Source organism: Cupriavidus sp. 01L45 (assembly GCF_056399885.1).
Map to the genome: position 1 here is coordinate 54,120 of NZ_JBFTSG010000011.1, position 23,251 is coordinate 77,370.

18 protein-coding genes and 5 pseudogenes are annotated in these 23,251 nt (G+C 64.3%); 12 read left to right on the top strand and 11 right to left on the bottom strand.

The genetic code is table 11. The features are described 5' to 3' along the window. The first annotated feature begins 21 nt into the window (after positions 1 to 21). Complete coding sequence (locus tag AC1DT6_RS09770) at positions 22 to 1,719, top strand: long-chain-fatty-acid--CoA ligase (RefSeq protein WP_441629687.1); 1,698 nt, start codon at positions 22 to 24, stop codon at positions 1,717 to 1,719. A 99-nt stretch (positions 1,720 to 1,818) separates the two neighbouring features. On the opposite strand, the gene AC1DT6_RS09775 is transcribed toward AC1DT6_RS09770, so the two are convergent. The 7 genes and pseudogenes from AC1DT6_RS09775 to AC1DT6_RS09805 all read right to left on the bottom strand — a co-directional run bounded on the left by AC1DT6_RS09775 (position 1,819) and on the right by AC1DT6_RS09805 (position 8,559). Next, positions 1,819 to 2,343, bottom strand: coding sequence for an IS110 family RNA-guided transposase (locus tag AC1DT6_RS09775; RefSeq protein ID WP_477111392.1), 525 nt, complete (start codon positions 2,341 to 2,343; stop codon positions 1,819 to 1,821). Continuing rightward, entirely contained in the window at positions 2,344 to 2,487 is a 144-nt protein-coding gene (locus tag AC1DT6_RS09780; protein WP_441629686.1) for a hypothetical protein, read from the bottom strand. 272 nt (positions 2,488 to 2,759) lie between these two features. Beyond that, positions 2,760 to 2,889, bottom strand: a pseudogene (locus tag AC1DT6_RS09785) (IS110 family transposase); the annotation flags it as partial. A gap of 52 nt (positions 2,890 to 2,941) precedes the next feature. After that, positions 2,942 to 3,136: pseudogene (locus AC1DT6_RS09790) on the bottom strand (transposase); the annotation flags it as partial. A 159-nt stretch (positions 3,137 to 3,295) separates the two neighbouring features. Then, complete coding sequence (locus AC1DT6_RS09795) at positions 3,296 to 4,483, bottom strand: lipid-transfer protein (protein WP_045242023.1); 1,188 nt, start codon at positions 4,481 to 4,483, stop codon at positions 3,296 to 3,298. 45 nt (positions 4,484 to 4,528) lie between these two features. Then, complete coding sequence (locus tag AC1DT6_RS09800) at positions 4,529 to 5,668, bottom strand: acyl-CoA dehydrogenase family protein (RefSeq protein ID WP_042887778.1); 1,140 nt, start codon at positions 5,666 to 5,668, stop codon at positions 4,529 to 4,531. A 128-nt stretch (positions 5,669 to 5,796) separates the two neighbouring features. Then, entirely contained in the window at positions 5,797 to 8,559 is a 2,763-nt protein-coding gene (locus AC1DT6_RS09805) for a winged helix-turn-helix domain-containing protein (protein WP_441629685.1), read from the bottom strand. 480 nt (positions 8,560 to 9,039) lie between these two features. Between AC1DT6_RS09805 and AC1DT6_RS09810 the strand changes: the two are divergent. Beyond that, positions 9,040 to 9,318, top strand: a pseudogene (locus tag AC1DT6_RS09810) (IS6 family transposase); the annotation flags it as partial. A 107-nt stretch (positions 9,319 to 9,425) separates the two neighbouring features. On the opposite strand, the pseudogene AC1DT6_RS09815 reads toward AC1DT6_RS09810, so the two are convergent. Continuing rightward, positions 9,426 to 9,676, bottom strand: a pseudogene (locus AC1DT6_RS09815) (H-NS histone family protein). Positions 9,677 to 9,916: 240 nt separating this feature from the next. On the opposite strand from AC1DT6_RS09815, the gene AC1DT6_RS09820 reads away from it, so the two are divergent. The 9 genes from AC1DT6_RS09820 to AC1DT6_RS09860 all read left to right on the top strand — a co-directional run bounded on the left by AC1DT6_RS09820 (position 9,917) and on the right by AC1DT6_RS09860 (position 19,404). Next, positions 9,917 to 11,821: an AMP-binding protein gene (locus AC1DT6_RS09820; protein ID WP_441630883.1), complete on the top strand. Its 1,905-nt coding sequence runs from the start codon at positions 9,917 to 9,919 to the stop codon at positions 11,819 to 11,821. A 74-nt stretch (positions 11,822 to 11,895) separates the two neighbouring features. Further along, entirely contained in the window at positions 11,896 to 13,032 is a 1,137-nt protein-coding gene (locus AC1DT6_RS09825) for an acyl-CoA dehydrogenase family protein (RefSeq protein WP_441630881.1), read from the top strand. Beyond that, positions 13,033 to 14,148: an acyl-CoA dehydrogenase family protein gene (locus AC1DT6_RS09830; protein ID WP_441630879.1), complete on the top strand. Its 1,116-nt coding sequence runs from the start codon at positions 13,033 to 13,035 to the stop codon at positions 14,146 to 14,148. It begins immediately after the preceding gene. A 127-nt stretch (positions 14,149 to 14,275) separates the two neighbouring features. Further along, entirely contained in the window at positions 14,276 to 15,106 is an 831-nt protein-coding gene (locus AC1DT6_RS09835; RefSeq protein WP_441630877.1) for an SDR family NAD(P)-dependent oxidoreductase, read from the top strand. Positions 15,107 to 15,187: 81 nt separating this feature from the next. Continuing rightward, positions 15,188 to 16,099, top strand: a complete 912-nt coding sequence (locus AC1DT6_RS09840; protein ID WP_441630875.1) for a Bug family tripartite tricarboxylate transporter substrate binding protein — start codon at positions 15,188 to 15,190, stop codon at positions 16,097 to 16,099. 141 nt (positions 16,100 to 16,240) lie between these two features. Next, on the top strand, positions 16,241 to 17,173 hold the full coding sequence (locus AC1DT6_RS09845; RefSeq protein ID WP_441630873.1) for an SDR family oxidoreductase: 933 nt from the start codon (positions 16,241 to 16,243) through the stop codon (positions 17,171 to 17,173). A 66-nt stretch (positions 17,174 to 17,239) separates the two neighbouring features. Continuing rightward, entirely contained in the window at positions 17,240 to 17,530 is a 291-nt protein-coding gene (locus AC1DT6_RS09850; protein ID WP_477114648.1) for an FAS1-like dehydratase domain-containing protein, read from the top strand. Beyond that, on the top strand, positions 17,427 to 17,666 hold the full coding sequence (locus AC1DT6_RS09855; protein WP_441630891.1) for a hotdog family protein: 240 nt from the start codon (positions 17,427 to 17,429) through the stop codon (positions 17,664 to 17,666). The genes AC1DT6_RS09850 and AC1DT6_RS09855 overlap by 104 nt, the downstream gene beginning before the upstream one ends. Positions 17,667 to 17,700: 34 nt before the next feature. After that, a complete protein-coding gene (locus AC1DT6_RS09860) occupies positions 17,701 to 19,404 on the top strand; it encodes an AMP-binding protein (RefSeq protein WP_441630869.1) in 1,704 nt (567 codons plus the stop codon). A gap of 192 nt (positions 19,405 to 19,596) precedes the next feature. Here AC1DT6_RS09860 and AC1DT6_RS09865 read toward each other — a convergent pair. Continuing rightward, positions 19,597 to 19,968, bottom strand: a pseudogene (locus tag AC1DT6_RS09865) (thiolase C-terminal domain-containing protein); the annotation flags it as partial. 56 nt (positions 19,969 to 20,024) lie between these two features. Here AC1DT6_RS09865 and AC1DT6_RS09870 point away from each other — a divergent pair. Then, entirely contained in the window at positions 20,025 to 20,717 is a 693-nt protein-coding gene (locus AC1DT6_RS09870) for an IS6 family transposase (protein ID WP_441630867.1), read from the top strand. A 414-nt stretch (positions 20,718 to 21,131) separates the two neighbouring features. Here the strand turns inward: AC1DT6_RS09870 and AC1DT6_RS09875 are convergent, their stop codons facing one another. After that, complete coding sequence (locus tag AC1DT6_RS09875) at positions 21,132 to 21,866, bottom strand: MgtC/SapB family protein (RefSeq protein WP_441630865.1); 735 nt, start codon at positions 21,864 to 21,866, stop codon at positions 21,132 to 21,134. A 12-nt stretch (positions 21,867 to 21,878) separates the two neighbouring features. Continuing rightward, complete coding sequence (locus AC1DT6_RS09880; protein ID WP_441630863.1) at positions 21,879 to 23,243, bottom strand: TolC family outer membrane protein; 1,365 nt, start codon at positions 23,241 to 23,243, stop codon at positions 21,879 to 21,881. Positions 23,244 to 23,251: the final 8 nt, after the last annotated feature.

The window sequence follows — 23,251 nt, forward strand, 5'->3', positions numbered from 1 at the left end:
ATTCATTCAGCAATCGTCCCCATGCCGCAACTAACACGACATTTCGCGCACTGGCCCGCCGGCGTACCCCGCTCGCTGGAGGTGGCGGACTGCAACCTGTTCTGCCACCTCGAGGAGTCTGCAACGCGCGTCCCTGACAAGCCGGCCGTCGTGTTCTACGGCCGTCGAATGACGTTCCACGATCTGCATGCCGCCGCGATGGCCTTGGCCGGCTATCTTCAGCATCGACTGTCGGTTCGGCAAGGGGACCGCGTACTGCTATTGATGCAGAACTGCCCTCAGTACATGATTGCCTTCTATGCCGTCATGCGCTGCGATGCCGTGGTCGTTGCCATGAATCCCATGAGTACGCGGGAGGAAATGGAGTACTACGCGCGCGACAGCGGCGCGCGCGTAGTGATCGCGACCCAGGACCTGATAGACCCCGTTACCGGCCTGCTCGAACAGGATGTGCTCGACGGCTGTGTAGTGGGCCTGGCGGGTGAGTTCGCCGGCAGGCCCGAGGACGTGCCCTATCTCGCCATCCCCGGCTTCGTCACCGAACCGCGGCAAGGTGCGATGCATCCGCGCATGCATGATTTCTCGCGGGCGTTGGCCGCTGGCATCGCGCCGCTGCCCGTGCGCGCCCGGGGCCGCGACCTCGCAGTGATCGGCTACACGTCCGGCACAACGGGCAAGCCCAAGGGTGCGATGCTCAGCCATGCCAACTTCGCCTACACGCTCGCGCATCGTGAGCACTGGCAATCGGACCGCGCCGATGAGGACGAGTTGCTGACGCTGCCAGTCAGCCACCTGGCTGGCATGCGCGCGATGAACCAGGCGGTGCGGCTGGGCCGCACCCTCGCAATGCTGGCGCGCTGGGATGCCAACGCCGCGCTGGAATTAATCGCAAGGCTGCGGCTGCGCTCATGGGCGGCCGTGCCTACGATGCTCGCGGAGTTATTCGCACGGCCCGATATCGACCAGCGTGACCTTTCCTCGCTGACGCGCATCTACGGCGGCGCGTCAGCCATGCCGGAGGCGCTGGCGCGCAGGATGCAATCGCGGCTCGGCATTCCATTTCTGGAAAGCTACGGCCTCACGGAGTTTTGCGGCATGTCGCACAGCAATCCGCCGCAGGCCCCAAGGCGACAGTGTGCCGGCGTTCCCGTGATCAACTGCGATGCCCGCGTGATTAATCCCGAAACGGGCGTCGAGTTAGCGACCAACGAGCCAGGCGAGATCGTCATGCATGGGCCGACCATGTTTGGCGGCTACTGGAACAAGCCGGAAGCGACGGCCGCGGCCTTCATCGAGCTCGACGGCAAGCGGTTCCTACGCAGCGGCGACCTCGGCTACCATGATGAGGACGGCTACTTCTATATTACGGATCGGCTCAAGCGCATGATTAATGTATCGGGCCTGAAGGTGTGGCCCGCCGAGATCGAATCGATCCTATACGGGCACCCAGCCGTGCAGGAAGCGTGCGTGATCTCCGCCTTCGACCCGCATCGCGGCGAAACGGTAAAGGCGCTCGTGGTGCTCCGCCCGGCTTCGCGCGGCACGGTCCAGCCACAGGCACTGGTCGACTGGGCCCGAGGGTGCATGTCTGCGTACAAGGTGCCGCGCACGGTGGAGTTTGTCGATAGCTTGCCAAAGACGTCGACGGGAAAAATCCTCTGGCGCGAAATGCAGTTGGAGCAGGACGAGCGGGATCGGGGGGCGCGGGGGCAAGTTTAAAGGTTGGGGGCTGTTCCTGATGCAGAGGCCGGCGTGGTATTTGCCGGCCTTTTTTGGTTCTCATATGAACGCGCCTGGTCTTTCCAGGTGAACGCAAGGTCAGGCTCGACAGAGGGTTGGTTGCAGACTCATACATGGCCCCACCCCTCTTTGCCGTATCTGGCGAATCTTGTTGTCATATCGCGCGATCTGTTCATCGAGTTGCTTGAGTCGCCCGTACATGTCGCACAGCGTTCCCTTGGTGAGTTCCGTCAACTCTGTGGTCGTGTCCGCGACGATCTCGGGGAGGTGCCGCTGTATTTGCAGCGAACTTTGAGCAATGACGATGCCGTATTCGGCAAGCAGGCCACGAATCTGATTGATCTGCGCGATGCGATCTCGCATCGGCAAGCTTCGGATCCGGTGCATGCATTGAACGTCTTGCTGTTCGATGCCATTGATTGCCACGTAACGCATCGTCGGACGAGAGGCCGCTTCGACGATTGCCTCGGCGTCATTGCAGTCGTTCTTCAGAGATTTGACAAACGGCTTCACGAACTTCGGAGCAATCATCTGGACCTGGTGTCCCATAGCCATGAAGCGACGCGCCCAGTAGTGGGCGCCGCCACATGCTTCCAGGACAATTCAACAGGCTGGCAGACGGACTATTGTCTCCCGCAGCTTTGAACGACTTACCCGGCGACGCAGCACCGGCTTGCCATGCTCGTCTACTCCATGGATTTGAAAGACGTTTTTCGCAAGATCGATACCAACAAGCGCGATGCTCATGATGGACTCCCAAGTAGCCTAATAGCTACGTTTCCATGCCCCCRTCTCTCGAGACTTCATGATCGCATGGAGTCTCGAGAGACGGGGGAGGGATGGGGCCATTCCAATATATCCGGCCTCATCGTGCAGGCCATGCCTGCGGGTCCTGATGGAATTCGCCGAGAGCCCTCTCACACCAAAGCAGGCTTGCGCTCTTGCAGTCCACCCTGTCACGCCATCATCTATCCGCTTCCCATCGCAACTTGCTGACGAGGATTCRTCAGGCGTACAAGCTACACCGGCTTCACTGACACGTGGTTCTTTTCAAATGTGGTTCCATGCACTAGCAGCGCACCAGGCAGTGCGAACCATTTTGTTGGCTAAGGCCACGGCGGCGACGTTGGTCGGTCGTCTCTGGCGCAGACGATCGCACCAGATTCCCTTCTCTTTCGATTGGAATTGCATCCGTGCGCGAGCGCTGGTAAACATCGCGGCGGATGCTAATGCCTCCGAGCTGCACCTTGCCCGCTGTACCGGTCTGGCGAGGTACCAGGCCGAGGAAGGCGGCCAACTCTCTTCCTGACTTGAAGGCTTTGGCGTCTCCGGCGGTAGCAATTGGGGCAGTGGCCGTGAGCCTGCCAATGCCCGGGATGACGGCGACCGTTTGACAGTCCACCTGGCGCTTCTTGCAATCAGTCAATTGCCGTTCCAGCCGGTCATCTACCAGGTCTGTTCCCAGTACAAGCCTCCAGTGTCACCCTAGGCAAAAGAAAAGCCGCCGGACGCATTCAAGCGTCGCGGCGGCCGAAGTCCGACTCTGTACAGAAGCTTAGTTCTTGCCGTAGAGCGTCACCACGCAGGCGCCGCCCAGACCGATGTTGTGGGCGAGTGCGAGTCGCGCACCCTCCACCTGGCGCTTGTCGGCGCCGCCGCGCAACTGCTGCGTCAGCTCATAGCACTGCGCCAGGCCGGTGGCGCCTAGGGGGTGCCCCTTTGACAGTAGGCCGCCCGAAGGGTTGATGACGACCTTGCCGCCATAGGTGTTATCGCCGTCGCGGACGAACTTCTCGGCACCGCCTTCGGGGCAGAAGCCCAGCGTCTCGTAACTGATGACTTCGTTCTGCGCGAAGCAGTCGTGCAGTTCGCACACGTCGATATCTTCGGGACCCACGCCCGCTTTTTCGTAGACATTGCCCGCAGCGGCGCGCGTCATGTGCGAGCCAACCCAGCTCAGCATCGAAGGCGGATCGAACGCCTCGGGCGGATCGGTGGTCAGGGACTGCGCGAGAATCTGCACATCGGTGCGCAGGCCATGCTTGCGCGCAAATCGCTCCGAGACGACGATTGCCGCCGCCGCGCCGCAGGTGGGCGGGCACGCCATCAGCCGCGTCATGACACCGGGAACCATCACGGTGTCGGCCATCACCTCCCCGACGGTCAGTACCTTGCGGAACAGCGCCAGCGGGTTGTTGGCGGCATGCCGGCTCGCCTTGGCGCGCACCGCTGCGAACGTTTCCATGCTTGCGCCGTACTTCTCCATGTACTCGCGCCCGGCACCGCCGAAAGAGCGCAGCGCCTGGCCGAGGTGGCTCATGTCTTCGGTCAGCGACTTCAGCACGGGCAAGAAGCGCGTGCGCGGGGGCGGACGGTCGTCCCAGTGCATCTTCAGCGCGCCCGGCTGCATCTGTTCGAACCCGAGCGCCAGCACGCAGTCGGCGTCGCCCGATGCAACGGCCTTGCGGGCCAGGTATAGCGCCGTTGAGCCAGTGGAACAGTTGTTGTTGACGTTGACCACCGGGATGCCGGTCATGCCAACCTCGTACACCGTGGTCTGGCCGCAGGTGGAATCGCCGTAGACGTACCCGGCGTAGGCTTCTTGCAGTTGCTCGTAGCCGATGCCGGCGTCGGCCAGGGCCAGCCGCACGGCATCGGCACCCATCTCGAAGTAGTTCTTGCTGGCGCCCGGCTTCAGGAACGGGATCATGCCCACGCCGGCGACTATGACTTTCTCACTCATGGTTCAACCTGTTATTGAGATGGATTGCGGGAAATCGGTGGCGGTTCACAGCTTGCGTGAGATAAGGTCGCGCAGCACTTCGCTGGCGCCGCCCGCGATGCGGCAGACGCGGTAGTCCGTGAACGCGCGGGCGATCGGGTACTCAAGCATGTAGCCGTAGCCGCCATGGAGCTGGACCATGTCGTCGATGCATTTCCACAGCGTCTCAGTGGCGAAGAGCTTGGCGATAGCCGCTTCCTGGACGGTGAGCTTGCGCTTCATGTGCTCGCCGATGTAGTAGTCGACCATGGTCCGCACAGCTACCGATTGGGCCTTGACGTCGGCTAGCTTGAACTTGGTGTTCTGGAAATCCCAGACCGTCTGGTTGAAGGCGCGGCGGTCCTTGACGTAGTCCACCGTAATCTGCAGCAGCCGTTCGATGGCAATGGCGGCATAGATCGAGATCAGCAGGCGTTCCTGCGGCAGTTCCTGCATCAGGTATGCAAAGCCGCCGTTCTCGTCGCCGAGCCGGTTTTCCACGGGCACGCGCACATTGTCGAAGAACAGTTCGGCCGTGTCGGCGCCGGGCTGGCCCACCTTGTCGAGCTTGCGGCCGCGCTTGAACCCCGCGCGATTGGCCTCGACCATGATCAGGCTGACACCTTTGGCGCCCGCCGCCGGGTCCGTCTTGCAAACAAGCATGATCATGTCGCAGTTCAGGCCGTTGCTGATGAACGTCTTGCTGCCGTTGATTACGTACTCGTCGCCATCGCGCACTGCGGTGGTGCGGATGGCCTTGACGTCGGATCCGCCGCCCGGCTCGGTGATGCCCACCGCCATGATGGTCTTGCCAGCGCAGATATCGGGCAGCCATCGCTTTTTCTGCGCTTCGGTGCCTAGACGCACGATATAGGGCGCGATAATGTCCGAGTGGATCGAGAAGCCCGCACCCGAGATTCCTGCGCGATGCATCTCCTCCATGACCACCGCCGAGTGGCCAAAATCGCCGCCGCCGCCGCCGTATTCCACGGGGACCGACACGCAGAGCAGCCCTTCGCGGCCTGCCTTGAGCCAGGTATCGCGGTCTGTCTTGCCGGCCTTGTCCCACTCCGGCTGGCGCGGCGCGCACTCGCGCTCGAAGAACCTTCGCGCCATGGGACGCAGCATTTCATGGTCTTCCCGGAAGACCGTGCGATTCACTTCCACTGTCAAGCTCCTTTCCATGAGTAAGGTTCCGGCGGCGCGCTCCGATCCAGGCGCGCCTCTCGGATACCTCTCATGATGTCCAATCCAGCGTTGCAATTCACTAGCCGGATTGGGCAGCAAGGCGGCCGTCAGTGGGGTCTCGACGCCGAATCCATCTCAAGATCGCGCATGCGGGCCACCGCTTCGTCCCGCTCTGACACGCCGAGCTTGCTGTAGATCTTGCGCAGATGCCATTTGACCGTGTGGGACGTGACGCCCAGCACGCGCGCAATCTTCTTGTTTGGCATGGCCTGGGCGACCAGCGCCAGCACTTCGCGCTCCCGGACGTTGAGCACGTCCGTCGTGCCACCGGCATCGCGCAGGGCCGGCTGCGCGGCCGCTTCGCGCGTGCTGGCCGCCGCAGCCACGAGGCGCTTGGCGTAAAACGCCAGCACCGGGTCTAGCGCGTCAGGAGCCTGGGCTTCGAGCATGGCCGGGATCTGGTCCGACACGTCGAGCAGGCTGCGCATGAGGCCGAGCTGGTGGCCAAGCCGCAGTGCCTCGAGCAACTGCCGGCGCGCCGCATCGGCGTCTCCGCGTCCGTGGTAAGCCACCGCGAGCGCTGCGTGGGCGGCAGCCACCGCCGCGCCCCGCCCCGCAGCCCTGGCGTCTTCGAGCAGCGGCTTCAGGCAGGCAATAGCACCGTCGTAGTCCTCCCAGTGCAGGTCTGCCGCTGCACGTGCGGCGTCGGCCACACGCCGGATTTCGGCGCCGGTACCGCGTGCCGCCGTGGCGTACCGCCGGCCGAGCGCGGTCAGCGATTCCAGAACCTCGATGGCCTCGGTGGTCGCGCCCTGCTCCAGTAGCATGCGCAGCCGCAGCGCCAGCGCGTGGGCCTGCATGCGGTCGAGCCCGCGCCGGCTGGCATAGTCGTCGAGACGATCCAGTTGCTCGAGTGCCTCAAGGCGGTGGCCGAGCCGCCAATGCGCCGCCGCCACGGCCAGGAAGCCGCGCAGCGCCGCGTCAGGTACCGACGTCCGCTCCACCATGTCGAGGCATGGCTCCAGCTGCGTACACACTGCGTCGAGTTCGTTGAGCTCATAGATCACTTCGCCGAGCATCCCATCGACAACGGCGCCCACGTCGATGTAGAGCGTGTCGTGCCGGCCCACCTCGTGCTGCACCGCACGCAACGCGCGCTCGGCCTCCACAATGCGCCCTTCGAGGGACAGGCTCATACCAGACAGCGCTTGTCCCGTCATTCGGCGCGCCGGCGCCACGTTGCGCTCCGCGCCTTCCTGCAGCAGCGCGCGAGCCGCATCGTAGTCGCCATGGTGCATATGCATCCACGCCAGCAGGTGGGCGCGGCCGGCGAACGCGAACGCCTGGGCATCATCGGGGATCGCTTCGAGCAAGGGTGCGATAGCATGGATCGATTCGGAGTCGTCGCGTTGCAGCGCCAGCGCTGCCTGCAGGACGCGCACAGCAAAGCGCTCGCCCACGCCCAGCGCATCGAGGTCCGACTCGAACCGGCGCAACGCCGCATCGACTGCCCCAAGGTTGCCGGCGTACATGGCGAGATAGGCTGTTACGAGCCGCAGCGGAAAACGAGCCTGCACCTGCTCCGCGGGCAACCGGCGCACCAGGCTAGACACCTCGGACAGTTCGCCACGGCCCATCATTTCCACCGCGCAAGCCTCAACGATATCGGCCGCTGCCTGCACCTCCCCGGCTTGCACGGCATGGCGCACCGCGTCGTCGATGTGGCCGCGCGCGCCAAACCAGCGCCACGCGGCGCCATGCAGCGCGAGCCGGTCGGCAGGTGGCATTTCGTCGAGGCGGTGCGACAGCACCTCGCGCAGCAGCGGGTGTACGCGATACCAAGTCTCGCGGTCCTGGCTACGCACTTGGCTGATAAAGAGATTGTGGTCGTCGAGCCGCGTCAGGCGCGACGTCATGGCCGCTACCGCCTGCGGCACGCCGAGCAGCGTCGCGCAGAGCGACGCACAGAACTGGCTGCAGGTTGCCGCAATGGTCAGCAGCTGCAGGTCTTCCGGCCGCAGGTTGTCGAGCACTTCGCGCTCGAAATAGCTCGCAAACGCCTTGGCATCGCGCACGCGCACACGTGCATAGCCACCGCCCTGCTTGGCATGCATGTCCACCGCGAACAGCTGCAGCCCGGCCACCCAGCCATCGGTCAGATCGTGCAGCACGCGCGCGTCGCGCCGATCGATGTGGCCCAATTGCTCGCGCAGGAAGCGCTCGGATTCCTCGGGAGTGAAGCGCAGGTCGTGAAGGTCGAACTCAACCACAAGCGACTGCGCGCGCAAACGCGCCAGCGATAGCGGAAACGCGCTGCGCGAACTGAAGACCAGATGCAGATTGGGCGGAGCGTAGTCGAGCAGGCATTGCAGCGCCTGACAGATCTGCGGACTGTTCAGGTATTGCAGATCGTCGACGATCACTGTCAGATCGCGCTGCCGGGCGGCAAGCGCCTCGACCAGGGACACGACCCAGTGTTCAAAATCCGTGCCATCGCTATCGCGCCGCATCAGCAGCGCCGCGTCGCGCACCACTTCACCGTCCACCATCCCAATGCCGGCCAGCAGGCAACTGAAGAAGCGCGTGAGTTCGTTGTCTTCTGCGGCGAGCGAGAGCCAAGCGACATCGAAATCAAGTGTCAGCAACGCTTGCCGCAACGCCACCAGGCTGCACGTCTTGCCACTGCCGGCCGGGCCTTGCAGAACGATGCAACGCTGGCGCCGCGCATCGAGGAGGCGCTGCTGTAGCGCATCCCGTGAAATTAGGCGGCGGGTCGCACGCGGGGGAACCAGTTTCGTACTGGCGACGGCCTCGATGGCAAGACCCGGGGACTGGTCTGCCGCCCGGGAGTTGGTAGCGTGCTCGTGCATGTCTAACGCTGTTATTACTATCCAGGCAGCACGGGGACAGTGCTGCAGAAGTTCGTCTCACCTTATAACGTACGCCGACAAGGCAGTCGAGCGCCGACTCTGCGCCGCCTGCTGGCCGGAAGTTCCTGTGCCTGCTCAGGCACCCCTAAAAAGCAGCACCGACCGCACATGCATTTAGCCTCGCATGCCTGCGATAGGACGGATGAATCGACCGTGGACACGGGTTAAGCGATACGCGTGAAATCTGTACGTATGTACAGTATTCAGATCGACGCTGCAAATAACGGCGCTTCGGTAGCATGTTTTCACTATTTTGTCAAAGCGAGGTTGAAAAGTCCGCGGGTTGGAACGCTGCCCGCTCGGTCTTGGATCCGGTCATTTGGGCTCTCGAATGTGGTGATAGAAGGATAGGGGGCTCTGGTGCAAATAGGGGCGGCGAATCGGTTAGAGTTGTCGGGGTAAACGAACTGATGGCCGGTGATGAGCAAGCTGGAGAGTCTTGAGGGGTTGTTCGATGGTCGACATTTTGATCGGGAAATCATCATTCTGTGCGTGCGCTGGTACCTGCGCTACAAACTCAGCCTACGCGATCTGGTCGAGATGATGGCGGAGCGGGGCTTGGCACTGGTTCACACTACGATCCTGCGCTGGGTGAGGCGCTATACGCCGGAGTTCGTCAAGCGCTGGAACCGTTTCGGCAAGCCCACAGGGCGCTCATGGCGTGTTGATGAAATCTACCTGAAGATTCGTGGTAAATGGGTCTGACCTTGAAAGCGCTCTATCGCCTGATGACGCGGCGCAGCAACTCAGAGGGAAGGGGCCGCATCCGCGCGCGTCAGTTCACATAGAGTGCCCCAGTCGCCCCATCAGACCCGAAAAATCTCCACGCTCTGCCCCGCATTGACCGCCCGCCGCAGCCAGTCGGGCATCTCGCCGGTCCCGTCGCCAGCTCTGCCCCGCGGCGTTGCGGCAGCAGACCACCGGCGGCGGCGCTGGCGGCGCTGGCGGCGCTGGCGGGGGTGGCGGTGGGCGGTGGGGGCGGCGGATCAAAGCACCCCGCCGCCTGCAGTTCCTTCATGGTCAGGTCGTAGTCGAGGGTCGGCCGGGATTCGCAAATATCTTAAGCTTCAGATAGTCACGAATCCCGGCCGACCCTCAAGGAAGAAGGGCTACGTAGCAGGAGCGTGCACGACGGCACGTTTTCACCGCCCGCTTCATCAAAACTGAAGTGTCGTTTGATCACCTGGAAGGGGGCGGCTCTAAGGGGATACCCTGAACTGGCCTCCCCGGCTAGTGATTGCAGCGCGCCGGCAATGCATGCTTGGTCTCCTATAAGCCATCCCACGGAGACCGACACATGTCTGGCATTACCACGATTCCGGCCGCGACGTCGCGCACCCAAACCGAAGCTGCACCCTGCTACCGACAATCCGGCCTGTCGCAACCCGGCGCCGCGTACGGACGTCGTGAGGACGGTTCGTTGCTGCTATGGTCGACCGACGCGCCGCTGCAAGGCGGCCCCTTCGCCTTCAGCAGCTTCCTGGCGCGTTGGGCCGAAACGCGGGGCGCGCTGCCCGCCATCAGCGAACGCGCCGGCGACGCATGGCGCACGCTGACGTGGTCGGAGCTCCACCGGCAGGTGCTGTCGGTAGCGTCGGGACTTCTGGCGATGGGCCTGTCGCAGGCGCGTCCGCTGATGATCCTGTCCGGCAATTCGCTGGAGCAGGCCGTCCTGCTGCTGGGCGCCGAGTATGCGGGCATCCCTTCGGCAGCCGTCTCCCCGTCGTATTCGCTGCTGAGCCAGGATCACCAGCGAGTCCGCGGCATGCATGCGCTGGTCGAGCCGGGCGCCGTGTTCGTGCAGTCGTCGGCGCCGTTCTCGCGCGCGTTGGACGCGCTTGGCGTGCCGGCCGCTGCGGTCATCGCGGTGGACAGCCCGCAGGCAGGCCATACCGCGTGGGCCGCGCTCGCCGGCGCCGCGCCGACTGCCGGACGGATCGCCGACCTGCAGGCCGCGCACGCCTCCATCGATCCCGTGCGCGATGTGGCGCGAATCTTCTTTACCTCGGGCTCAACAGGCGAACCCAAGGCGGTGCCGATCCGCTACGACAACGTGGCCGCGATGATCGGGCAGTACCAGTACCTGCATCGCGCCATTGCGGACGAACCTGTCGTCATGCTCGACTGGCTCCCCTGGCACCACATCTTTGGCGGCATGGGCAACCTGGGCCGCGTGATGACGCTGGGCGGCTCCTACTATCTCGACGACGGCCGTCCGCTGCCGGGACAGTTCGCGCGCACGGTACAGAACCTGCGCGACGTATGCCCCACGTTCTATGCCACCGTGCCGTCCGCGTGGGCGCTGATCGCCGCCGAACTGGAGCGCGACGAATCCTTCGCCCGCTCGTTCTTCTCTCGCCTGCGCTTCGTCGCCTATGGCGGGGCCAGCCTGCCGCGCGATGTCTGGGAACGCTTCCAGAGCGCCGCCGTCCGTACGGTGGGCGAGCGCATCGGGTTCGTCGCGGGCTTTGGCTCGACCGAAACCACCGGCCAAGGTGCGATCTATACGCTGCCCGGTGGCGACCTCGGCAACGTGGGCGTGCCGATCCCGGGCGTCGAGATCAAACTCGTACCGCTCGATGGCGGCGACGACCGCTATGAAGTCCGCCTGCGCGGCCGGCCCGTGTTCCATGGCTATCACAAGCGCCCGGATCTCACCCAGGCGGCGTTCGACGAGGAAGGCTTCTACCGCATGGGCGATGCAGTGCGCCTGGCGAATCCGGAAGATCCGTTGCACGGCCTGCGCTACGCCGGACGATGCGTCGAAGACTTCAAGCTCGCCAACGGCACCTGGGTACGCACCGGCTCGGTCCGGCTGGGACTGGTCGAGCATTGTGCGCCGCTGCTGGCCGACGCCGTGATCTGCGGCCACGACCGCAACTATGTTGCCGCCCTGGCATGGCCCAACGTGGCCGCCTGCCAGCGCCTTGCGCCGGAACTGGCAGCCCTGCCGCCGGAGGAACTGGTGAAGCATCCGACGGTCATTGCCGCCCTGCGTGACGCGCTTCGCGCGCAGGCGGCATCCGGCGCCAGCCAGCAGGTACGCCGGCTGCTGCTGATGGCGGAGCCGCCCTCGTCCGAGGCCAACGAGATTGCCGACAAGGGCTACATCAACCAGGCCGCTGCGCGCCAGCGACGCACGCCACTGATCGACGTGCTCTACGCCGAGCTTCCCCCCGCCTTTGTCGCCTGCTCGCGCTAGCGCCAGGACACTTCAGGCAAGGCATCGCGCGCAGCGCGCGCTTCAAGCTCCAAGCATCAACAGAAAGGACATGTATGGATTTACTTGGCACACCCGAAGACAAGCGCTTCAGGGAAGAGGTACGTGCTTTCCTCGCAGCCCATCTGCCGGCCGACATGCGCCAGCGGATACGCAGCACCGGCTTTGTCAGCTACCAGGACCAGCGCCAGTGGCAACGTACCCTCGACGCACATGGCTGGGGTGCGCCGGCATGGCCCGTGGCGCATGGCGGCACCGGCTGGAATGCCGGCCAGCAAATGATCTTTGCGGACGAATGCGCGATGGCCTCGGCGCCTACCCCGCATATTTTCAACATCACGATGCTCGGGCCGGTCATTATTCACTTCGGCAACGACGCGCAACGCGAATTCTTTCTTCCGAGACTGCTCAACGGCGGCATCCTCAGTTGCCAGGGCTTCTCCGAGCCGAACTCCGGCTCGGATCTCGCGTCGCTGCAGACCAGCGCCAGGCGAGTGGACGGCGGCTATGTCGTCAATGGCTCGAAGATCTGGACGAGCCAGGCCCACGCATCCGACTGGATCTTCTGCCTGCTTCGAACGGATTCAGCCGCCGCCAAAAAACAGGCGGGCATCTCCTTCGTCGTGATCGACCTGAAGTCGCCCGGCGTGACGATTCGCCCCATCATCGGCATCGACGACCGGCACAGCCTGAACCAGGTTTTCTTCGACGATGTGCTCGTCCCGCAGAGTGGGCTTATCGGCGAGGAAAACAAGGGCTGGGACTATGCCAAGTTCCTCCTCGGCCACGAGCGAACGTACGTGGCCGGCATCGGGCGCACCCGTGAGCGTATGAGCTACGCGCGGGAATTGCTCGCCAGCCGCGAACGCGCCGGCCTTCCGGCGAAGACCGCCGCGGCATGGCGAGGCCGCATCGCGCTGATCGAGACCGACGTGCATGCCCTCGAGATTACGCAATTGCGGCTCATGCATGCCGGTATCGACCAGAACATGGCGTCGCTGCTGAAAGTGCGCGGCAGCGAGCTGTACCAGGAAATCGTGGAACTGGCGATGCAGATCGGCGGTGCGGCGTCCCTGCGCGGCGACTGCGGCGAACTCACCACCGCGTATCTGTACTCGCGCGCTGTGACCATCTATGGCGGCAGTACCGAGGTACAGAAGAACATCCTGGCTTCCACCGTAATAGGGTTGTAAATGGATCTCAAACTGAACGACATTCAGCTCCAGCTCAACGACGCACTCTCGCGGTTGCTGGCGAAGGAGTACACCTTTGAGGCGCGCCAAGGCCTGCTGCAAAACTCGCCTGGCCCACGCGCCCGCGTCTGGGGGCAGCTTGCCGAGATGGGTGTTCTTGGTGCTGCCATTGGCGAGGAATATGGCGGCTTCGGCGGCGACGCCGTCGACCTGTCGATGATCTCCGAAGCCCTCGGCAAGGTGCTCGCCCTGGAACCGTATCACTCGACGGTGGTCATGGCATCCACTGCTCTGCAGGCCATGGGTTCGCCCAAGCAGAAGTCGGAATGGCTGCCCCGCATCGCAATGGGCATGTCTCGCATGGGATGGGCGCACCAGGAACGCCAGCACGGCCGCATCGAATGCGCGGCGAAGCATGACAGCGCCGGCTGGTTCCTGACCGGCTCGAAGGAGATGGTGCTGGACGCGCCGAGCTGTCAGCAGTTCATTGTGAGCGCGACGACGCCGGACGACGGTATTCAGTTGTTCCTGGTGAACGCCGCGGACATCGGCCTGCATCTGTCGCCGTACCGACTGGTGGACGGCTCGCCCGCGGGGAATATCCAACTGGAAAATGTTCAGGGGAAGCGGCTCGGCGGTACGCAGGATACCGCCGCGGCGCTCGAGCATGTGATGCGCACCGGTATTACATGCGCGTGCGCCGAAATGCTCGGCGCAATGGAAGGCGCCAGCGCGATGACGTTCGAGTATCTGAAGATTCGCCGGCAGTTTGGGCGGCCGATCGGTAGCAATCAGGCGCTTCAGCACCGCGCGGCCGACATGCTCGTCGCGCGCGAGCAAAGCCGCAGTCTTGTCATGTCGCTCGCCCTCACCCTGGCCGGACGCAATGATTTCGCGCGTGGCGATGGTCAGTTCCACGCGGCGAAGGTGCTCATCGGCCGCAATGCGCGCCGGATTGCCGAGGAAGCCATCCAGATGCACGGCGGCATCGGCATGACGCACGAGTGTGCCGTCGGCCATTACCTCAAGCGCATTCTCGTGCTCGATCAGTTGCATGGCGAAACGCAGTACCACCTCGGCGTGCTCGAGGAACCGCATCGCCGGGAAGCCGCATAAGGCGAGCCGGGCACCCCGATCGGAACCGCTGCGTCGCACTCGCCAACAGGAGTAGTGCCGTCACGTGGTGGCATGGCCATCATGAAAGCCTGCGGCACGCGGATTCACACATTACGAAGATATTTTCATGAGCAGAAAACTGGAAGGCAAGGTCGCCATCGTTACGGGCTCCGGCCGCGGCATCGGCCGCGCGGTTGCGTTGAAGTTCGCCAGCGAAGGCGCCATCGTCGTGGTCAACGATCTCGACCAGGCGCCGGCCGATGAAGTCGTAGCGGACATCGTGCAGGCCGGCGGGAAGGCCGTTGCCTTCGCGGGCAGCGTGGTGGAAGCGGATTTCGGCACGCGCATCGTCAAGCAGACGGTCGATACGTTCGGCGCACTCGACATCATCGTCAACAACGCCGGCTATACCTGGGATAACGTCATCCAGAAGATGACTGACGAGCAGTGGGATGCCGTTGTCGATTGTCACCTCAAGGCGCCCTTCATGCTGCTGCGCGCGGCCCAGCCGTACTTCCGCGAAGCCAGCAAGGCAGAGGCGGAGGCCGGCAAGGAAGTGTTCCGCAAGGTCGTGAACATTTCCTCGGTCTCGGGCACGCAGGGCAATGCCTGCCAGATCAACTATTCCGCGGCCAAAGCCGGGGTGATCGGCATGACGAAGTCGCTGGCGAAGGAGTGGGGACGCATGAAGGTCAATGTCAACTGCGTGGCTTTCGGCGCCATCGAGACCCGCCTGACGCAATCGACCACCGAAGAGATGACCGTGCGGGTGGAAGGCCGCGAAATCAAGGTCGGCGTGCATCCGGACCGGATCGCCGCGGCGGGCCGCGACACCCCGCTCGGCCGCTTCGGCACCGCCGAGGAAGCAGCGGGCGCGGTGTACATGCTCTGCATTCCCGAATCCAACTACGTGAACGCTCAGACCATCATCTGCGGCGGAGGCCGCGGCGGCTTCTGACGGCAGGCATGTTGCAGGCGGTGCGCAACAGGACTCAGGTTGCGCGCCGATCCCAGAAAGACAACATCGGAGACAAGCTTCATGACTGCTTCCAACAAAGCCCGACGCACCCTCGCCTGCTTCGCTGCGGGCATGGGCGTGACCCTGCTGTTTGCCGGCCGCGCCGCACTGGCCGACGGCCATCCCGAACGGCCCGTCAAGATCGTCTCCGCCACCAGTCCGGGGACGGGCGTGGACGACTTCTCGCGCCTGCTGGCCAGCCATCTCACCCGGAAGCTCGGGAAGTCGTTCTACGTGGAGAACCGGCCCGGCGGCAACACCATCATTGCCACCGATGCCGTGGCGAAGGCGGCGCCGGACGGATACACCTTGCTGCTGGCACTGTCGAGTTCCATGTCGGCCAATCCCTGGCTGTTCAAGCATCTGCCGTACAACCCGACCCGCGACTTTGTTCCCGTCGCGCGCCTGAGCGCGCTGCCGGTGACGGTAGTCGTCCCGGCCACCTCGCCAAACAAGTCGCTCGCCGAACTGGCAGCCGCAGGCAGGCGCCAACCGGGCAAGCTGAACTTCGGCACGAGCAGTGCCGGCTATCGCGCCATGCTGGCAGCGATCAATGACCCGGCCAAGGTGCAGGCGGTGGACGCGCCCTACAAGGCGATGAGCACACTGCTGCCAGACCTCATCAGCGGCGTGGTGGACTATACCGTGCTCGAGATATCGGCCGCCGTGCCGCTGGTCAAGTCCGGGAAGCCGGGCGCGACGCTGACCGGCTGGGTCGGCCTGGCCGCGCCTGTCGGAACGCCCCCCGCCGTGGTGGACAAACTGGCACAGGCGGCACTGGAGTTTTTCGACCCGCCGGAGGCCGCCGCGCACTTCGCGCAACGCGGCACCACGCCCTACGCGCTGGGCCCGAAGGCATTTGACGGCGCACTGGCGAATGATCAGGCGCAGTGGAAGCGCGTGATCGCGCTGGCTGGCATCCAGGCCGAATAACCGCCCGCTGGCCGGGACTGACTCGCAGAGCGTCCCGACCGCCTACCGAATTCCGAAGCGGCCCGATCGCTCCCGTCATGCGCCGGGACCAATACGCCCGCACATTTCCCACGCTGTTCAAATCGACGAAAGGAAAGCTCAATGCAACAGCTCTGCAAAGACCGCGTAGTGGTCATCACCGGCGCCGGCCGTGGCCTTGGCCGCGAGTATGCCCTGGAGTTCGCCCGTCACGGGGCCAAGGTTGTCGTGAACGACCTCGGCGCGTCCGCCGATGGCACCAGCGCCGCGTCCGGCCCGGCCCACCAGGTGGTGGAAGAAATCCGCGCGATGGGCGGCCAGGCGATCGCCAACGAGGATGACGTGGCCGATTGGGAAGGCGCCGGCCGGATGATCCAGGCTGCCATCGAGACGTTTGGTGGACTGGATGTGCTGGTCAACAACGCCGCGATCCTGCGCGACCGCATGCTGGTGAACATGCCGGTGGAAGACTGGGACGCCGTGATGCGCGTCCACCTGCGCGGCACGTTCGTACCGATGCGTCACGCGAGCACCTACTGGCGCGACGAATCGAAGGCGGGCCGCCAGCGCAAGGCGCGCGTCATCAATACCTCGTCGTCGGCGGGCCTGTTCGGCAATATCGGCCAGACCTGCTACGGCGCGGCCAAGGCCGGCATCGCGGCGATGTCGAATATCGCCGCCGAAGAGCTTGGCCGCTATGGCGTGACCGTCAACACCATCTATCCGAGCGGCACCACGCGCCACACCGAGCATCTGCTCAAGAGCGGCCGCCTGCAGGTGTCGACCAACGCCGTGGAAGGCTTCGACGCGTTCGACCCCGCCAACGTCGCCCCGCTGATCGTCTGGCTCGGCAGCGAAGAATCCGACAGCGTCACCGGCCGCGTGTTCGGCAGCCGTGGCGGCCGCATCACGGTGGCAGAAGGCTGGCGCGCCGGCCCCAGGATCGAGAAGGCCGGACGCTGGGAGGTGGCTGAACTTGGCGCGCTGATGCCGGATCTCGTGGCCGGCGCCGCGCCCGCGGCCAACCTCGACGGCGTCATTCCCGCCCGCGCCTGAGGCCGGATCAATTTCCTGCAGCGCCCCGGGGCGGACGCGGCAGGCCAGTCCCATGGAGAACTAGCAATGCTTGACAAGAACCTGATCGRCCACAGCTTTGGCCAGCGCCAAGTGAACGTGGAGGAATGGGCCGTGCGGTGGTACGCGAATGCCATCGGCGAGACCAACCCCGAGTACAGCAACGTTGCCGTGGCGCGTGCCGCCGGCCTGCCGTCGCTGCGCGTGCCTCCCACCTTCCTCTCGTGCCCACGGCATGCTGTCGGCCGCCTACCTGAGCCGGCTGATCACCAACTGGGCCGGGCACACACGCCTGCGCAGCCTGAAGATGCGCTTTACCGGCATCACGCACTTGTATGACCAGCCGCATTGCACGGGACGCGTCGCCGAACGCTTCGAGCAGGATGGCGAGCCGCGGCTGCGCGTGGAAATGCAGTGCACCAACCACAAAGGCGAGACCAAGATCGTCGGCGAGGCCATCGTCGCAGTGGCCTGATTCCCGCCCGTCCCCATTCATTCAGCTATCACACATGCCCCAATTGACACGACACTTCGCGCACTGGCCTGCCGGCGTCCCCCGCACGCTGGAGGTGGCGGACTGCAACCTGTTCAGCCACCTGGAAGACTCGGCAACCCGCGTGCCGGACAAGCCCGCCGTCGTGTTCTACGGCAGGCAGACGACGTTCCGCGCGTTGCACACCGCGGCCCTGTCGCTGGCCGGTTACCTCCAGCATCACCTGTCGGTGCGTCAGGGCGACCGCGTGCTGCTGCTGATGCAGAACTGTCCGCAGTACATGATTGCGTTCTACGCGGTGATGCGCTGCGACGCCGTCGTCGTCGCCATGAATCCGATGAGCACGAGCGAGGAGATTGAGTACTACGCCAGGGACAGCGGCGCGCGGGTCGTCATCGCGACGCAAGACCTGGTGGACCGGTTGCAGGGCTTGCTGGAAGGCGATGACCTGGATGGCTGTGTAGTGGGGGCGCCGGCCGAGTTCGCCGGCAGACCCGGCGAGGTGCCCTATCTCGATGTGCCCGCGTGCATCAGCGAACCGCCGCGCCAGTCGGCGGACCCGCGCATGCACGACTTCTCGGGCGCGCTGGACGCCTGCATCGGTCCCCTGCCGATGCAGGGCGGCGGCCCTGACCTCGCGGTGATCGGCTACACGTCCGGCACGACGGGCAAGCCCAAGGGCGCGATGCTGAGCCACCGGAACTTCGTCTATACAATGACGCATCGTGAGTACTGGCAATCCGATCGCGCGGAGGAGGACGAACTCCTCACGCTGCCGGTGACCCATCTGGCGGGCATGCGGGCGATGAACCAGGCCGTGCGCCTGGGGCGCACCGTCGCGATACTCGCGCGCTGGGATGCCGATGCGGCGCTGGAACTCATCGAGCGGCTGCGCCTTCGCACCTGGGCCGCCGTCCCTACCATGCTGGCGGAACTCTTTGCACGTCCCGACATCGACCAGCGTGACCTGTCTTCGCTAACGCGCATCTACGGCGGCGCGTCAGCGATGCCCGAGGCGCTGGCCCGTACGTTGCAGGCGCGGTTGGGACAGCCCTTCCTGGAAAGCTATGGCCTGACCGAATTCTGCGGCATGTCGCACAGCAATCCGCCGCAGGCCGCCAGGCGCCAGTGCGCCGGCGTGCCGGTCATCAATTGCGATGCCCGCGTGATTGACCCGGAGACCGGCGCCGAACTCGACGCGAACCAGTCCGGCGAGCTCGTCCTGCACGGCCCCACGATGTTTGGAGGCTACTGGAACAAGCCCGACGCCACTGCGGCAGTCTTCATCGAGATCGACGGCAAGCCGTTCCTGCGCACGGGCGACCTTGGCTATCACGACGATGACGGCTACTTCTACGTCACCGACCGGCTCAAGCGCATGATCAACGCCTCGGGCCTGAAGGTGTGGCCCGCGGAAGTCGAGTCTCTCCTGTACGGGCACCCTGCGGTACAGGAGGCGTGCGTGATCTCGGCCCATGACCGTCACCGTGGCGAGACGGTGAAGGCGCTGGTCGTGTTGCGCCCTGGCGCCCGTGGCACGATCGAGCCCCAGGCGCTGGTGGACTGGGCCCGGTCATCGATGTCGGCCTACAAGGTTCCCCGCGTCGTGGAGTTCCTCGATAGCCTGCCCAAGACGTCGACAGGCAAGATCCTGTGGCGCGAGCTGCAACTCATGCAGAACGAGCGCGATCGCAACGCACGGGAAGCGGACCCGGCGTAGGCCATCCGGACCATCATTCCCTTCCCAGGATTGGGGCCAGCACGGGCATCTTGCCCTGCTGGCCATTTTTCGATGCCCGTCGAAGGCGGATGGCGGGCCACAGGATTGGGTTGATGCGCCATGGCAACGACAAAAAAAGCCGCCGGACGCATGACGCGTGCCGGCGGCCAAGACATGATCCGCGCTGGTGGCTCAGTTCTTGCCGTAGAGCGTCACCACGCAAGCCCCGCCGAGCCCTATGTTATGCGCCAGCGCCAGCTTCGCGCCTTCGACCTGCCGCTTGTCGGCCTGCCCGCGCAATTGGTTGGTCAACTCGTAGCATTGCGCGAGCCCGGTGGCCCCAAGCGGATGCCCCTTGGAAAGCAGGCCGCCGGACGGGTTGATGACGACCTTGCCGCCGTAGGTATTGTCGCCGTCGCGCACGAACTTTTCCGCACCACCCTCCGGGCAAAAGCCGAGCGTCTCATAGGAGATGACTTCGTTCTGCGCGAAGCAGTCGTACAATTCGGACACGTCGATGTCCTCGGGACCGACGCCTGCCTTCTCGTACACGGGTTTTGTCGCAATAAGCTTCCGGTAGAATGAGCCGGTATCGAATTCAGGCAATGTGGCCAGTGGTGATGAACACGGAGATTGCGAAGGTATTGAAGCGCTTGCACTATCCGCTGGAGGTGATGCTGCCCTGCGTGCGCTGGTATGTCGCCTATCCGCGGAGCCTGCGTCATCTCGAGGATATGATGGCCGAACGTGGCATCTCGGTTGACCATTCGACCGTGCATCGCTGGGCGCTGAAGTTGCTACCGGCGCTAAGCAAAATCTTTCGCCACTCCAAGCGTCCGGTGGGGAAAAGCTGGCGCATGGACGAGACCTACATCCTGGTACGCGGCCAGTGGAAGTATCTGTACCGGGCGGTCGACAAGGCGGGCAATACCATCGACTTCCTGCTGTGCGCCCAGCGTGACAAGGCCGCAGCACGGGGGTTTTTCGAAACCGCCATCGCGCAGCACGGCCAGCCTGACACGGTGACCATCGACGGCAGCCCGGCCAACCTGGCCGCCTTGCACGACATCAACGCCGAACGTGAAGCGCCCACCGTCATCAGGCGGAGCAAATACCTGAACAACATCGTCGAGCAGGACCATCGGGCCATCAAGCGACTGACTCGACCGATGCTCGGCTTCAAGGACTTTCGCTGCGCACGCATCCTGCTGGGCGCCATCGAGCTCATGCACATGATCGCAAAGGGCCAGATGAAGTGCCCGGATGGGAGCGCTACGTCCGCAGCAGAGCAGTTCTATTCGCTGGCCGCCTGACCCCGATTCACGTGGTAGGCCCGGCTGTTCCACCACGTCCTTACTGCGACAGAACCCGAAGACGAGCATCACCATGAGCGCCGCGAGGCCGCGCGGCGTGCGATGGCGCACCAGCCACTCGAAGCCCGGCTGCAACATGTATGCGATGAGCGCACCGAACAGGAACGGTGTGAGGACGGGACGCAAGATCCAAAGCAGGCTGCCGAGGCCGAATGCGACGGCGCCCCAGAGCAGGGCTTGGCGGCGGCTTGGAGTAGGGAGTGGGGCGCTCTGCGACAAATCAGGATTCCAGTTGAGGTTCGCACGGGGTCGGCAATATTTCTGTGTATCCACTGCACCTGAGTCAACTCGTCTATCCGCGCGCTGCTGCTAAACATCTTGGTTGTCTTGAATAGATGTGTTCGCTTACCCGAATCAATTGCGCACCGGTACGATGCTGAACCGGGAGACACCCTGGGTTGCAGCCATCTCGGCCGCCAGTCCCGCCGGCGATAGCGCGCGCGCCTTGTCCGGTGCGACCAGGCTGACTCGCCACACGGCCTGGTTGTCGGCAAACGTGATGGTAAGGCTGTCGTGAAGCACGCGATAGCCGCGAGACTTTGCCCTGTCGATCAGCAGATCGAAGTCAGGGGCTTCGCCGGGTTGGAAAGTCAGCGACACATCAAGCGTCATGCGCCCCGGAAGCCTGGCCTCCAGCCGGTGCAACAGGGACATCGAGCCCACGCATAGCACGGCGAGCAGCAACGCGGCGGCATAGAAGCCAACGCCGAGCAACACGCCTATGGCCGAGGCAGCCCAGATGGATGCCGCGGTCGTGAGGCCGCGGATGCTCATGCCGTCCTTCATGATGACCCCGGCGCCAAGGAAGCCGACGCCGGTGACCACGCCCTGGATGGTATGGGTCGGATCTGCCTGGATGTGCGCTGTGGCACCGCCGTACCAGAGCGACGTGTGACCGACGAATACCGTCAGCGCTGTGGACGCCATGCACACGAGGCCGTAAGTGCGCATGCCGGCGGCGCGGCCATTGTACGAGCGCTCGTAGCCAACCAGCATTCCCAGCAGCAACGCGCCCACCATGTTCAGCCCGATGAACGCGTTGGCGGCGAGAAAGGCGCCGCTCCAATAGTGCTGCAGATCTCCTAGCATAGGATTTCTCGATCAGGCTGCGAGCCAGGCATTCAACGAGCGCAAGGTTTCCTCGCTCAGTTCCCCCGCCGCGGCGGCAAGCCGCAGACGGCCAAGGAGGTAGTCCAAGCGTGCCTGAACCAGGTCAAGCTCAGCGGCGAACACGCGCTGCTGCGCGTCCAGTACGTCGGGTTCCGTACGGGTGCCAACGTCCCGGCCAAGCGTCGTCGCCGCGAGCGCGCTACGCGCCGAAGTCAACGACTGCTCGAGCGCGGCGACGCGCGACACGCCCGTTTTCACCGAGAGGAATCCATCCTGCACATTCAAGCGCACGTCTCGCCGGGCGGCGGCAACCTCCTGCTCCGCCTGGCTCTTCCTCGCAACGGATTCCCGCTCGCGCGAATCCAGTCCGCCGCCCGCGTACAGCGGAATGTTGAGCTGCAAGCCGATCGTCGCGGTGCGGGTGTTGCTGGCCGCAACCCAGGGAGCCAGATTGCCGGTTTGGCCTTGGGCGCCATAACGTGCCACGAGCGCGACGGTCGGGCGACTGCTGACGCGGTACTTGTCGATCTCCGCGCCGGCAATGTCGAGCTCCGACTGCTTGGTCTTCACGACGTAGCTCTGATCTTCACCCCTTGCCTGCCACGCCATGAGATTGTCCGGTTCCGGCGGTCGCGGCGCGAAATTTGGCGCCAGCCCGCTGAGCTGATCGGGCGGCATGCCGACCGTTTCCAGGAATCGCGCGCGTCGTTGCTCTAGCGCAGACTGCGCCGTGACTTCGCGACTCTCCACCCCATCCAGGCGGGCCTGGGCTTCATGAAGATCGGTGATTTTGCCCTGGCCGATGTCGAAGCGCGCCTTCGCGCGGTCCCGTTGCTGTCGCAAGGCCGCCTTCTCGGCCTGTACCACACGGAGCGTTTCCTCACCCAATACCACGCCGAAGTATGCCTCCGCCACCCGCAAGGCCAGATTCTGGCGAGACTGGTCGAACTGCGTTTGCGCCAGGTTCGATTGCTCGCGCAACTGCTTCCTCGTGGCTACTGCGGTCCTGTCGTACAGTGGCTGAATGAGCATCACACCGGCCTGCCGCGCAGTGCCTGAACTATCGGCGGATACCAACGGTGCGGCCTCGGCCGGCGGGTTGCCGGAAGAACGATTGTTGATCCGGTCCAGTGCCGCTTGCAGGCTTACGCGGGGACGCAGCAAGGCGTCGCCCTGCACAGCCATCTCCCGCCCTGCCGTGAGTGCATCATTTGCAGCTAGGCTTGTCGGATCATGCGCCAATGCCTGCTGGTAGGACCCCACGAGATCGATAGCGCCCGACTCCCCAGCGTTCAGGAAAAGCATGCAGCCCAAAGCCACTTGCCCGGCCCGCAGGGCCATGCTCAAACCTTTCATCGAAATAA

Bases quoted from the DNA above. Each gene is read 5' to 3' on its own strand.
- AC1DT6_RS09845 (WP_441630873.1), top strand. From the start codon at position 16,241: ATGCAACAGCTCTGCAAAGACCGCGTAGTGGTCATCACCGGCGCCGGC.
- AC1DT6_RS09835 (WP_441630877.1), top strand. From the start codon at position 14,276: ATGAGCAGAAAACTGGAAGGCAAGGTCGCCATCGTTACGGGCTCCGGC.
- AC1DT6_RS09875 (WP_441630865.1), bottom strand. From the start codon at position 21,866: ATGCTAGGAGATCTGCAGCACTATTGGAGCGGCGCCTTTCTCGCCGCC.
- AC1DT6_RS09770 (WP_441629687.1), top strand. From the start codon at position 22: ATGCCGCAACTAACACGACATTTCGCGCACTGGCCCGCCGGCGTACCC.
- AC1DT6_RS09795 (WP_045242023.1), bottom strand. From the start codon at position 4,483: ATGAGTGAGAAAGTCATAGTCGCCGGCGTGGGCATGATCCCGTTCCTG.
- AC1DT6_RS09860 (WP_441630869.1), top strand. From the start codon at position 17,701: ATGCCCCAATTGACACGACACTTCGCGCACTGGCCTGCCGGCGTCCCC.
- AC1DT6_RS09820 (WP_441630883.1), top strand. From the start codon at position 9,917: ATGTCTGGCATTACCACGATTCCGGCCGCGACGTCGCGCACCCAAACC.
- AC1DT6_RS09780 (WP_441629686.1), bottom strand. From the start codon at position 2,487: ATGAGCATCGCGCTTGTTGGTATCGATCTTGCGAAAAACGTCTTTCAA.
- AC1DT6_RS09840 (WP_441630875.1), top strand. From the start codon at position 15,188: ATGACTGCTTCCAACAAAGCCCGACGCACCCTCGCCTGCTTCGCTGCG.
- AC1DT6_RS09805 (WP_441629685.1), bottom strand. From the start codon at position 8,559: ATGCACGAGCACGCTACCAACTCCCGGGCGGCAGACCAGTCCCCGGGT.
- AC1DT6_RS09880 (WP_441630863.1), bottom strand. From the start codon at position 23,243: ATGAAAGGTTTGAGCATGGCCCTGCGGGCCGGGCAAGTGGCTTTGGGC.
- AC1DT6_RS09870 (WP_441630867.1), top strand. From the start codon at position 20,025: ATGAACACGGAGATTGCGAAGGTATTGAAGCGCTTGCACTATCCGCTG.
- AC1DT6_RS09825 (WP_441630881.1), top strand. From the start codon at position 11,896: ATGGATTTACTTGGCACACCCGAAGACAAGCGCTTCAGGGAAGAGGTA.
- AC1DT6_RS09830 (WP_441630879.1), top strand. From the start codon at position 13,033: ATGGATCTCAAACTGAACGACATTCAGCTCCAGCTCAACGACGCACTC.
- AC1DT6_RS09855 (WP_441630891.1), top strand. From the start codon at position 17,427: ATGCTGTCGGCCGCCTACCTGAGCCGGCTGATCACCAACTGGGCCGGG.